This is a genomic window from Ensifer adhaerens (assembly GCF_002007205.1).
In the GTDB taxonomy this organism is placed as follows: domain Bacteria; phylum Pseudomonadota; class Alphaproteobacteria; order Rhizobiales; family Rhizobiaceae; genus Ensifer; species Ensifer adhaerens_D.
This window is the reverse complement of record NZ_LAZS01000010.1, coordinates 39,986-51,894: the sequence shown is the minus strand read 5'-3', so window position 1 is coordinate 51,894 and position 11,909 is coordinate 39,986. Positions and strand designations below refer to the sequence as shown.

The following is an 11,909-nucleotide window of genomic DNA, read 5'->3' as shown; positions in this document are numbered from 1 at the left end:
AGGCAGCCCTTACGTCAGTGCGCAGTCCGCGTGCGCTGAGGCGAATGCAGGCCCCGACCACCAGCGCTTCATCAGTCGATCGGCAGATCGTAGTAGTCCCGGCGGATGAGCCTCAGCGAACGGTCCGGCTCGATGACATAGGTTTCCTGAACGAAACTGTTGCCGCTGGTGAAGCGGTGCGGAACGATGCTGCCGACCGGCGCCTTCGTCAGCTTCGTGCGCGGCTGTCCGCCATAGGTGATGCTGCCGGGGATCGGCTCAAGGTCCGGTGTCGTGCAACTCGCAAGCGCCACCGCGGACAGGACAAGCAGGCCAGAGAGGCCGCCGAGACTGCGGATGTTTTTCACCATGACCACCTGGCAGGTGCATCGCCGTCTGCCGACCGCTCCTTGCCTGCCACTCCTTGTTTCGTTTCTTTCTTCCTGCGCGCGTCCAGGTCTCGGGATCCGGACACCCGCGCAGGCTTAAGGTGTTGCGACCGCTGCCGCGCTGCCAGCCTTCGCGGCCGAGGTTTCTGCATCATGCTCCGAGAGCAGGCTATAGGCGACATAGTATTTGTAGATGTTGCTGACGTATTGAACCGTCTCACGCCCGACGATGGCGGCGGCTGCGTTCTCGACATTCCCGAACCAGAGGTTCGGATCGAGCCCCATCTCCTTGGCCTTGGCCCTGAACTTGCGCAGGTTTCCGGGCCCCGCGTTATAAGCCGCGAAGGCAAACAGCATCTGGTTTTTCGGCGTGACGGCCGGGTCGTCGATATAGGTATCCGCCAGGTAGCGCAGATACTTCGTGCCTGCCTCGACGTTGAGGTTCTCGTCTTTGTCGATGCCGCTTATGTTGACCGCCTTGTCCGCGGCGGTCGAGGGCAGCAGTTGCATGATGCCGACCGCGCCCCGGTGGCTGCGGCGGGACTGGTCGAGCTGCGATTCCTGGTAACCCTGCGCCATCAGCATCAGATGGTCGAAGGAATAGGTCTTCCCGTGGATGCGGAAGATCTCCACCAGTTGCTTGAAACGCTCGACATCGGCTGGCGCATAGGCGCGCTTCAGCATCTTGTCGCCCTTGTAATAGGTGTTTCTCAGAATGTTGCCAAAGGTTGTTCCGACCTTGTGGGTCTTGACGAAGGCGTCGAGGACGGCCTTGAGCTTCGGGCTATCCTTGCGGATCGCCCAGGCGACCTGGCCGTGGTCGGAGACGACGATGTCGTCGCGCACCTTGAGGTCGGTGAAAACGTTCACCCAGATGTCCGCCTTGTATTTGTCGACGACCGTCCAGGGCAGCAGGCCGGCATTGATCATCTCCAGGACGTCTTCGTCCTCGAGGTTGTCATCCATGTCCTTCAGCGCAATCGGCGCGCGACCGGCCTTTTCGAAGCCTGCGCTCATCGCTGCCAAGTGCTCGTAGTAGCTGCTCGATCGGCGTACGTGCAGTTCCTGCCCGCTCAAATCGTCGATGCTGGCGATCGCCGGCGCCGAAGGATCTGTGACGAGCACCTCCTGCGCTTCATCGAAGAGCGGTGCGGTGAAATCGACCTTTGCAAGCCGTGCCTCGGTGATCGTGAGATTGGCCATGACGATGTCGCCAAGCCCCTCTTCAAGCGCCGACAGCAAACGCGCCCGCGGCATCGGCAGGAACCCGACGCGGATCTTGTCGATCTGCTTCTTCTTCCCCTTGTTGAGTTCGTTTTCGAGCGCCGTGCCGAACTCGACGGCCGTGCCCAATTGCTGGCCGCGATCAAGGAAGTAGATCGTCTTGCTGAACGGTACGATGATGCGGATCACGCGCCGCTTTTCCATTCCGTCGAAGTCGTCCTTGTGGGGAACGAACATCGAGCGAAGGAATTGCTCGTTCGACTGTGCCAAGGCACCGCTTCCCGTGAAGAACACGAGAAGCAGCAGCCCCAAGAGAACGCGTTTCATGTCAGCCCCCAGCCCGAGAACCCTGTTGCCGAAATGCTATTCCTGCGGCGGGCCGCCTTCGCCGAGCGCGGCGGCCGCATTCTTCTTGGCGATGGCGTCGCGGGTCGCAGCGGCCGCGGCGACGGATTGCTGCTGCTCGTCGCCCGCCACCTGCACGGTCGGCGAGGCGAAGTTGATGCCGTTTTCCTTGAAGGATTCCTTGATCATGACCTGCGCCCGACGCCTGACCTGGGTCTGGGCGCCCGGCTTGGTCTTCATGGCGAAACTCAAGGTCATGCCGTAGTCGCCAAAGTTCTCGACGCCCTTCATCTTCACCGTTTCCAGGATCAGCGGCCCGATGTCCGGATCCTCGAGCAGCTTGGCGCCGATGCCCTTCACCAGTTTCTTCACCTTGGCGACGTCGGCATCGAAGGAAACGTTGATCAGGAACTTGTCGATCACCCAGTCGCGGCTCATGTTCTGCACGGCGCCGAGCGAGCCGAAAGGCACCGTGAAGACGGGGCCGCGGTGATGCCGGAGCTTGACGGAACGAATGCTGAAGGATTCGACCGTGCCCTTGTAGCTGCCGCTCTGGATGTATTCGCCGATACGGAAGGCATCGTCCATCATGTAGAAGATGCCGCTGATGACGTCCTTGACCAGCGTCTGCGAGCCGAAGCCGATCGCCACGCCGAAGACGCCGGCACCGGCGATCAGCGGGCCGATTTCCACGCCAAGGCCGGAGAGCACCATCAGCACGGCGACGACGGCGATGAAGGCCGCCAGAAAGTTGCGCAGGATCGGCAGCAACGTCATCAGGCGGGTATTGCGGGCGCGCTCGGCCGGATCCTCGGTCGCGTGATTGGCCTGCTTGACGCGCAGATTGATGAAACCCTTGACCAGCTGCCAGACCAGATCGGCAGCCAGCAGGATGACGATACCCGCAAGAACGCCGCGAAACACCCGATTGAAGGCGTCGTCCTGCATCATCGACGTGGCGCTGACCTTGAAGACGAGCGCCAGCCAGCCGGCGGCGAGAGCGATGACAAGCAGCCGCGCGCCGCGCTCGATGAAGATGTTGCGCACCACGCGCGGATCGTCCTCTGCCGAGCTATCCAGCATCGTCTTGGTAAAGGCGCTTGTGAACCGCAGCAGCGGCGGCAGGCCGATCACGTAAAGGCCGATCCAGAACAGCACGTCCATGCCGGCGACCCAAAGCAGCCAAAGCACGATCAGGAAGGCGACCAGGAACACATTGCCGACGATGCGGCGCGAGCCGACAACGGTGCCAACCGGACGCCGCACGACGGTGAGGATCCCAAGCCCCAGCACCACCAGGCCGAGCAGCGCCGTGATGAGATTGCGCACGTCGGCGGAAATCGACAGCGCGCTCATCGCATCGCCGACGCCCCAGACGAGCGCCCCGCCACCGATCAGCCACAGGGCATGCCGGTGCCAGAAGCTGGCCTCATCAGGCGTCAGCGAGAGATAGCCCCCTCGCCCGTCCGCACTCCCCTCGCTGACAGGTCCGCCCGTCAGGACGGCCGAGGCGATGATCATCAAAAGGCGTGCGCCAATCCAGGCGCCGAGCAGCGGCGCGATCGTCGTTTCCAGCCGCGTCGGCCAATCGGCGATCGCCAGCACCGACATGCTGGCAGCCGCAAAAACGATGAGCGGCAGAACCCGTGTGAGCATGGTGCGGGCCGGCCCGGTCAGCACCGCCCCCTTGAGGCTGCGTCCGAGCAGCCAGCGCAGGAGATATTCGGCGCCGTAGCCAATCGCCAGGATCAGGAAGAATCCTCTGAGGATCGGTGCAGCGCCATGGCTCTCCATGTCGCCGGAAAGGCGCTGCCGCGCCGCCTGCATTTCCGGAAGGACACGTGGTACGGCGTTGCCAATCCCGGTGAGGTGACGCCTGATTTCGGCGGTCCAGCGCGCCACGACACCGGTCGCGGGTGTTCCGGCCGGAGCTTCGGCCGAAGCGGCGGGCGGGGCCTGTTTCGTCGACAGCCACTGCTTCACTTCCGGATCATCGAGAAGCTGGATCAGTTGCTGAACCTTTGCCGGCGGCGCGGCAGGCGCGGCCTCCTGCGCCAGCCCTGGCGAAACCAGCCCGACGGCAACCGAAAGAAAGACAAGGAGGCCGAAGACCGGCCCCATAAGCAAGCGACCCGACAACGCGACACAGCCCATTCTCAGTACCCCCGACGCGCATGCCCGTCCCCCGACCGGCACGACTCTCAATCATTACAAAGGCTAACATATCACTGGGCTGTTGCGCCAATGTCAAAAGCAATGCGGTCAGCGGCGGCGGAAGCCACCACCGCCATGGAACCCACCGCCTCCGTGGAAGCCACCCCCGCTAAACCCGCCGCCACCGCCAAAGCCACCACCACCCTGGAAGCCGCCGCCACCGTGGAAGCCGCCGCCGCTGAAGCCGCCACCACCAAAGCCGCCGGGTCGGTCAAAGCCACCCCCACCATCGTTCGGGAAATTCAACGGCCGCTGGTCGAAAGACTGGCGTTCGAAGGAGCGCTGGTTGCCAAGCTGCCGCCCGATATTGTCGATCGCCAGATGATCGGGTGCGCGAGCGCGGGCCGCACCTTGACCGGCTTGCTGGCGCGTGTCGATCCGCTGGTTCAGGTTCTCGGCCGCATCCGGATGGTTGGCGGAAAACTGCTCGCCGGCCTTTGTCCTGTCCTGGATCAGGGGTTTCTGGACCGGCTGCCAACCGTCGGGCGTGTGTTTCTGCCATTGTCCGTCGTCGCGGCGATAGACGTTTCCGTCGCGGCCGGCATAGACATCGCCGCCCTTGCCACCGGCGACAAAGCCATGGTTTCCGTCCGACGTGCGCCAATGGGCGCCGGCGCCGTTGGCGGTCGAGCCGCCGCTGATGCGGGCGAAATCGGAGCCGTGCTTGACGGCCGCCGTACCCCAGCTTCCGTAGACGTTATGCCCACCGCGCGCGATCGCCGCATTGCCGGTGCGCGGATTGTAAGCTGCGACGAAGCCGCGGTCTCCATTCGGTCCGTAGCCGACCGCACCGCGCGTATAGGTGCCCGTGCGCGGGTTGTAGGCGGCACCGGCAGCGATACCGCGATAGGGCCCGTAGGCATAACCGTAACGACCGAAGGTGCCGACGGCCGGATTGTAGAAAGCGCCGACACCATAGGTCACCGGGCGCGGATAATAGGGCCAGTATCCGCCGCCGGCCCAGCCATAATCCCAATAGTCGTCATAGTACCAGCCGGTGCCGTAGACGAAGGTGTCCCAGGCAAGATAGGCACCGAGATAGCCCATGGTGTACCCGAACCAGACCGCGTCGGGCTCGGTGTCGTAGATGCGCACATAGGTGGCATTGTAGACCGGCGACGACGGCGGAATGGTATAGATCTCGTCCGGCACTGCCTTGGCGACGCTGAAGGGCCCGGTCGGGCTATCGCCGACGAACCAGACGCCATCCTTCAGCACGAAATACTTGTCTGCGACCTTGATGACGGTCTCGTTCGTATTGACGGCGTAGGCAACGGACGTTCCGTCGATCTCCTCGAACTTCGGGTCGCCACTATAGGCCACCTCCACCTTGACCGAACCGTCGAGCGAGACACGCGCCTTTTCTGGGATACTCGCCTTCAGCCGCGCCTCGGCGTTTTCAGACGTGCCGGGAACGGACGAACGCACCGTGTAATAGGCCGCATCCTGCGGAATGTTCTGAAAGTCTGCCGGCAGCTTGGGCGTCGCAAAGGTCCACGGCCCATCGAGAGAGGTGCTCGCGAACCAGCGGCCGGAAACGAGGATGTACCAGTTGGAATCCGCATCACGAAAGAAGACGTCGCTCTCGGTGTTCGTCGCGACCTTGAGGCCGGTGCCCGGCACCTGCTCCAGTTTCGGCTCGCCGTCGAAGGCGAGCAGTTCCGATGGCTTGTCCGAATAGATGACGTCAGGCACGATGACCTTGTCCGCTTGCGGCGGGATCGCCGCCTTGGCGTCCCTCCAGTTGTCGTCGTCCGGCAGCTTGCTGAGAATGTCCGGAAGCGACGATGCGGGCTGCCATCCGGAGGCGAGATCCTTCGACTGCAGCCATGCCTTGTCGTTGCGCAGGTAATAGATCGCGTCGGCCTCGACCTTGAACAGATCCCAATTGGTGTTGACCGCGAAGGAAAGCCCCTCGACGCCCTTGACCGGCGCAAGCACCGCCTTGCCGTCGGTCTGCACCAGGATCGCCGGTTTCCTGCTGACAAAGATCGGCGGCGCATCGGCCTTCAGGCCGTCGACATTGCCGAGCCGCTGGTAATCGGCGAGGCTCGCCGTCAGCTTGTCCTCCGAAACGGTAATCGTTCCGACCGGCATCAGCTTGCCGACCTCAAGCGCCAGATCCGCCAGCTCTTTCCGATCGAGGACGGAAAAGTTGATCTCGGTCATCTTGATGTCGGAAACGACCACCTGGCCGGAGGCGCTGTCGGCGTCCGTCTTGCCGGTCACACCGACCACGCCGAAGATCGGCTTGGCGTCGTCGGACTGCTTGTATTCGGCGGCGATCAGCGCATCGAGTTCGGTAAAATCCTTCCAGGCGTTGATCTGCGGCTGATAGAGCGTGATGGTCGCGCCGCTTTCGGTGTTGAAAGCGCGCGGCCACCCAAGTCCCTTGGGATCGGCATCGTTCAGGTACTTGCCGCTGACGAAACCGTTCTGGCCGTTGAAGCTCACCGCACACCAGGCGCCCGCATCGTCGCATTCCTTGACGTCGACTTCGCTGCCCTCCGCGATCGTGCCCAGACTGTCGAAGCCGGTTCCCGGTCCCTCCCGGAAATTGACGGACGCGCTCGTCGTCGCCGGCCCGGCCTGCGCCGGAACCGTGGCGATTGCGAGAAGGGTCAAGGCGAGTGTCAATCTGCGCATTACGGTTCTCCGAGATCCCGGGGCGGTCCGACCCGGCGCGCCCGAAATGACATTCGGCCGAAGCTGGCACCGGAACCGGTTGAGCCTGCAGCATCTTTGCCCGCCGCCATAGCGCAAGTACGTAACAGTAACGGCGACCGTAACGGGTCAATGGGAGGGTCGGCGCGGCCACGGGGAGCGTGCCTTCGCCAGGTCGCGACGAAGGAAACGATTCGCTAGCCGGCTGGGGCGCACACCGTCTCGCCGCCCGTCCCGGCACTTGTGGGCGCCCGCTTCTGTCCCGATCGCGACGGTCGCTATCCAGTCTCCCCAGGTGAAATCGTCAAAGCGTCGCAAATCTTTGTGTTTTAGCCCGTAGTGATTGCATCAGGGCATTTATTCAAGCAAACTCATATGTATGATTTGACCACTCCTACGTGCGGAGGAAATACAAGTGAACACGAAAGCCCCCAGCCAGATCGATGTCTTTGTCGGTTCCCGCGTCAGGATGCGTCGGTTGATGGCCGGACTGAGCCAGGAGAAGCTGGCCGACGGTCTCGGGATCACATTCCAGCAGGTACAGAAGTACGAAAAAGGCACCAACCGCATCGGCGCGAGCCGTCTGCACGCGATCGCCGATATCCTGGGCGTACACCCGAGCTTCTTCTTCCAGGAAGGTGAAGACCCTGCCGGCGCGCGCAATGGTGCGGGCGACACGACACGCGAACCGAGCGAAATCTCGTCCTTCGTTTCGTCAAAGGAAGGCATCGCGCTCAATCGTGCGTTCCTGAAGATCACGGACCCGGTGCTACGCAAGAAGATCATCTCGCTGGTCGCTGCCGTTGCCCAGACGCCGGAGACCGAGACCGCCCGCTCAACCACGAGCCACGCTCAGGACCTGCACGGCTAAGCACCCGCGCCCGACAGGAATGACCGGATGACATTCAGACTGCAGACCCTCGGGCGCTTGCGGCTCGTCGATGGCGGCGGGCGTGAGATCGCGTTCCCGGAAAAGGGTCTGCTGATCCTGTGTCATCTGATCATCGGTGGCCACAGCGAGCAGTCCAGAAACGAAATCGCCAAGCTCCTATGGGACGAGATCGTCCCGAGCCAGGCCTTCGTCAATCTGCGCCAGACGATCTCCCGCATCAGCGCGCGCCAGGAAGAGCTCGGCTGTCACTTTCTGAGTTTCTCGCCGTCGGCGGTGCGTCTCGACGCCACCCGGCTTAAGAGCGATTTGGATGCCATCGGGCACGAGGCGGGCGATCCGCTTTCCCGCCTCCAGTGGGCGGCCGAAACCTTCCAGGAAGACTTCCTCAAGGACCTGAAATCCCAGGGCCAGGCGCTGCATGGCTGGATCGAGCGGCAGCGGGGCGAGCACATGGCGCTGCTGCGCGAAAGCCTGGTTCTCGCGGCAGCAGATGCGACGAACAATCATCGCAAGCTGGTCAAGGCGGCCGCGACCCGGCTGCTCGAACGCAACCCGCTCGACGAGGACGTACGCAAGATCCTGACGCAGGCGTTCCAGCTCGAAGGCAATCACCTGGAAGCGCGGGCAGTCTCCAACAGCAGCGCTGTGACGACCGGGCCGGAATGGCGGCCGGTCTCGACGATATTCGCACCAACGCCGGAGCCGGCAGTCGACACACGCCCGCCGCGCGTCGTCCTTTTGCCGCCGAACAACGGCGCGATCGACAGTCCGGCAACACAGTTTGCAAGCGCATTGATCGAGGACGTGACCATCGGGCTTTGCGCGCTTCGCTCGGTTTCGGTGATCGCGCCCTATACGGCCGCGCAGATCAGCCTCCAGGCCGACAAGGCCAACACCTACCAGAAGCACGCCATCAGCTACATTCTCGATACACGCCTCACCGACGAAGGCAGCCGGCAGACGCTCTTCACGCAATTGATCTTCTTTGCCAACGACGAGGTGATCTGGGCCGACCGCTTCAATCTCGACGGCGATGGACTGATGGCCTCGCGACGGGAAATCGCGCGTCAGGTCGCACTGGCCATCGCGAGCCAGGTGGAGCGCAACGAGAGCCATCGCAAGACCTACGAAACCAATGTCGGCTCCTACCGCAGCTTCCTGCTCGGACAGCGCTATCTCAAGCAGCTCAACCTCCCGGAGGTTCGGCGCGCGCGCAAGAGTTTCCGCGAGGCGCTCTACCAGAACGGCGACTTCGCGCCGGCCATGAGCGGCCTTGCGCGCAGCTACTTCGTCGAATGGCTGCTGACGGCCCGTGGCGACGCCGAACTGCTGGCGCTTGCCGAACGGCATGCGCGCGACGCGGTCGTCGCCGACGATACGCTGGCGACGGGCTACCGCGAACTCGGCGTCGTCAAGCTCTATCTCCGGCAGTTCGACGAGAGCATGGAATTCCATGACAAGGCGGAAGCGCTGAGCCCGCAGCATGCCAACGTGATTGCGAGTTACGCCGACACGCTCGTGCAGGCCTCGCGGCCGGAAGGCGGGCTGCGCAAGATAGAGGCGGCACTCGACCTCAACCCGATTGCGCCGGACGAATATTTCTGGACCGCGGCCGGCGCCAGCTACTCGCTCGGCCGATACGAGCAGGCCATCGCCTATATCGAGCGCATGCGCGACCCGACGCCCGCCGACCGCCTGTCGGCGGCGAGCTGGGGCATGCTCGGCAACCGGAAAAAGGCCCGTCAGTTCGTCCGCAAGACTTTCGACGTGCACCCGGATTTCGATCTCGACAAATGGATCGCAATCGTTCCCTTTAGAGAGGAATGGCAGCGAATTCACTATTGCGAAGGCCTGCGCAAGGCGGGCTTCTGATTTCTCACAGCAAGCAACAGGAGGGGCAGATGGCGAAAGTAGTGGTGATTGGATTGGCGGGCGACGACAGGCTTTGGGTTGCGGATCTCGACGCGGGTACGGTCTCGCAGATCGCGAAGCCGACGCAAGGGCCGCTGGCCGCGGCCAACGACCTGCGCATCAGCAGTGGGGCAGCGGTGCATAAGGGCGTCAATCTCGCCGTGGTCGCGGCCTCGTCCGGCTCCGTTTCCGGCGGGTTCATGGACGGCTAATTCGCGCGTGGCACAAGCCACCGAAATTGGCCGGCCGCCGGACGAGCATTTCAGCCGCCCGGCGGCCGACGCACTTTCATACAGCGATCGCGCCTGCCCGCCCGAGGAAACCTTCCGGCGGATTGAAGCGTTCTTGCCGGCGCTCGGCGTCAGCCGGCTTGCGCGGCTGACCGGCCTCGACCGGATCGGCATCCCCGTTTGGAGCGCCGTGTCGCCCAATGCGCGATCGATCGTCATCAACCAGGGAAAAGGCATCACCGACATCGACGCCAAGGTTTCGGCGGCCATGGAAGCGATCGAGCGCGCGATAGCCTGCGCGCCGTCGGTGCAGGCAAGAACGGCGACCGCCCGGGCGCTGTCTGACACCGGCGATCCGGCGCTGCCGCTTCCAGGACTCATCGCGGCGGGACAGGCGGATCTTCGGGACGACGAAACGATCGACTGGCTCCGCGGCTTTGATCTCTCGGACCGCGCGACGACGTGGGTTCCCCGCGAAGCGGCAATCCTCGACCGGACGATCGACGGTTGCCGCTATTGGCAATCCTCCGATGGTCTGGCGTCAGGCAACACCGAGACCGAGGCGATCCTGCACGGATTGCTGGAGCGCATCGAGCGCGACGCCGAAACGCTGTGGCGGATGCTGCCGCTCAGCGGCAAGCACCGTGGCTGCATCGATCCGAAAGGCTTCGGGGATCCCGTTCTCGACGACCTGGCAAAGCGGATCCTGTCTTCGGGCCTGGATCTGCGCCTGTTCGACATGACCAGCGACATCGGCATTCCCTGCTATGCCGCAACCCTGGCCGAGGCGGGCATCCTGTCGGCGAGGCACCCCCGCTATCACGACGTGACGATCGGACATGGCGCCCACCCCGTGGCGCGACGCGCGGCGATCCGCGCGGTGACCGAAGCCGCCCAGTCGCGGCTCACCTATATCAGCGGCGCCCGCGACGACGTCTTCCCTGAAACATTCGCCCGCGACCTGCCCGAGGAAACGCAACGCCTGTTTGCGGCCGTGCCGCAATGGAGAACCGTAGCAACGGCCGAAACCCCGGCCGGGCCGCAGGCGCTGCTCGATTTCGTGATACGGCGGCTCGAAGCCGCGGGCATCCGGACGGTTGTCGTCGTCCCGCTGATGGAAGGCGTTGCGCCTTTTTCCGTGGTCAAGGTCATCGTGCCGGCTCTCGAAAATCCCGACGGCGTGCGCAAGCGCCGCTTTGGAGAACGGGCGCTCGCCCGCGCGCTGGAGGTCGGATGAACGTCGTCTTCATAGGCCCGACGCTGCCGGGCGCAGGCCAGGCGGCAGATAGGGACATCGTCATCCGCCCGCCCGCCGTTCAGGGCGATGTCCTGCGCGCGGTCGAAGACGGCGCGACGGCGATCGGGCTGGTCGACGGCAACTTCGAAAACGTCGCGCCCGTCTGGCACAAGGAGATCCTGTACGCGTTGTCGAGGGGCGTGCGGGTCTTCGGCGCCGCCAGCATGGGCGCGCTTCGCGCGGCGGAATGCGCTGCCTTCGGCATGGTCGGCGTTGGCGAAATCTACCGGCAATACGCCGAAGGAGAACGGGTTGACGACGCCGACGTTGCGCTGATCCACGGTCCGGCCGAACTCGGCTATCTGCCGCTGACCCTGCCGCTCGTCAACGTCGATGCGACGCTCAAGCGCCTTTCGCATAGCCAGGCCCTTGCTCCGGAACTGGTCGCGTCGATCGGCGCGACGGCGTCGGACATGTTCTACAAGGAGCGCAATTGGGCCGGCATCGCCGCGCGCGTCGCGCTGCCGGCAGGGATCGACGCTCACCGTCTCGTCACGCTGCTGGCAACCGAACATGTCGACCAGAAACGTATCGACGCACAGCAGTTGCTCGATGCGCTACGATACGCGCCGACCCAACGGACGGTTGTAGCGCAAAGCTGGAAATTCAATTCTACCAGCATGTGGAAGAGGTTGCTCGGTCAACCTGACGCTTCATCTTAAGGATGCGGTTTTCAGATACAACGTGTGTCACGCTCATGTCACGCGCACTGCCGCGAAGTCACGCTATGATTAGCCACGCTGGACTGGATCTGTCGATCCGAA

The 11,909-nt window shown here is 63.6% G+C and carries 9 protein-coding genes; 5 read left to right on the top strand and 4 right to left on the bottom strand.

Annotation, left to right across the window (positions count from 1 at the left end; translation table 11 throughout):
- Positions 1-71 precede the first annotated feature (71 nt).
- The 4 genes from XB14_RS22310 to XB14_RS22295 all read right to left on the bottom strand — a co-directional run bounded on the left by XB14_RS22310 (position 72) and on the right by XB14_RS22295 (position 6,797).
- On the bottom strand, positions 72-350 hold the full coding sequence (locus tag XB14_RS22310) for a hypothetical protein (RefSeq protein ID WP_143348497.1): 279 nt from the start codon (positions 348-350) through the stop codon (positions 72-74).
- Positions 351-464: 114 nt separating this feature from the next.
- Entirely contained in the window at positions 465-1,919 is a 1,455-nt protein-coding gene (locus tag XB14_RS22305; protein WP_077964181.1) for a lytic transglycosylase F, read from the bottom strand.
- A gap of 36 nt (positions 1,920-1,955) precedes the next feature.
- Positions 1,956-4,058: a mechanosensitive ion channel family protein gene (locus tag XB14_RS22300; RefSeq protein WP_143348496.1), complete on the bottom strand. Its 2,103-nt coding sequence runs from the start codon at positions 4,056-4,058 to the stop codon at positions 1,956-1,958.
- A gap of 141 nt (positions 4,059-4,199) precedes the next feature.
- Positions 4,200-6,797 (bottom strand): SH3 domain-containing protein, encoded by a 2,598-nt coding sequence (locus tag XB14_RS22295; protein WP_077964177.1) that lies wholly within the window; start codon positions 6,795-6,797, stop codon positions 4,200-4,202.
- A gap of 433 nt (positions 6,798-7,230) precedes the next feature.
- On the opposite strand from XB14_RS22295, the gene XB14_RS22290 reads away from it, so the two are divergent.
- From XB14_RS22290 to XB14_RS22270, 5 genes are read left to right on the top strand one after another with little or no spacing between them, the layout of a single operon-like run.
- Positions 7,231-7,686 carry a helix-turn-helix domain-containing protein gene (locus XB14_RS22290; protein WP_077964175.1) on the top strand — a complete coding sequence of 152 codons (456 nt, stop codon included), beginning with the start codon at positions 7,231-7,233 and terminating at the stop codon, positions 7,684-7,686.
- A gap of 27 nt (positions 7,687-7,713) precedes the next feature.
- A complete protein-coding gene (locus tag XB14_RS22285) occupies positions 7,714-9,579 on the top strand; it encodes a hypothetical protein (RefSeq protein ID WP_077964173.1) in 1,866 nt (621 codons plus the stop codon).
- Between the two features lie 29 nt (positions 9,580-9,608).
- A complete protein-coding gene (locus tag XB14_RS22280; protein WP_077964171.1) occupies positions 9,609-9,830 on the top strand; it encodes a hypothetical protein in 222 nt (73 codons plus the stop codon).
- 25 nt (positions 9,831-9,855) lie between these two features.
- Positions 9,856-11,085, top strand: a complete 1,230-nt coding sequence (locus XB14_RS22275; protein WP_143348511.1) for a YcaO-like family protein — start codon at positions 9,856-9,858, stop codon at positions 11,083-11,085.
- Positions 11,082-11,807, top strand: coding sequence for a TfuA-like protein (locus tag XB14_RS22270; RefSeq protein WP_077964167.1), 726 nt, complete (start codon positions 11,082-11,084; stop codon positions 11,805-11,807). Before XB14_RS22275 ends, XB14_RS22270 begins: the two co-directional genes overlap by 4 nt.
- The last annotated feature ends 102 nt before the right edge of the window (positions 11,808-11,909 follow it).

Excerpts from the sequence above, each read along its gene's own strand:
- XB14_RS22310 (WP_143348497.1), bottom strand. The coding sequence starts at position 350 with ATGGTGAAAAACATCCGCAGTCTCGGCGGCCTCTCTGGCCTGCTTGTC.
- XB14_RS22305 (WP_077964181.1), bottom strand. The coding sequence starts at position 1,919 with ATGAAACGCGTTCTCTTGGGGCTGCTGCTTCTCGTGTTCTTCACGGGA.
- XB14_RS22300 (WP_143348496.1), bottom strand. The coding sequence starts at position 4,058 with ATGGGGCCGGTCTTCGGCCTCCTTGTCTTTCTTTCGGTTGCCGTCGGG.
- XB14_RS22295 (WP_077964177.1), bottom strand. The coding sequence starts at position 6,797 with ATGCGCAGATTGACACTCGCCTTGACCCTTCTCGCAATCGCCACGGTT.
- XB14_RS22285 (WP_077964173.1), top strand. The coding sequence starts at position 7,714 with ATGACATTCAGACTGCAGACCCTCGGGCGCTTGCGGCTCGTCGATGGC.
- XB14_RS22280 (WP_077964171.1), top strand. The coding sequence starts at position 9,609 with ATGGCGAAAGTAGTGGTGATTGGATTGGCGGGCGACGACAGGCTTTGG.
- XB14_RS22270 (WP_077964167.1), top strand. The coding sequence starts at position 11,082 with ATGAACGTCGTCTTCATAGGCCCGACGCTGCCGGGCGCAGGCCAGGCG.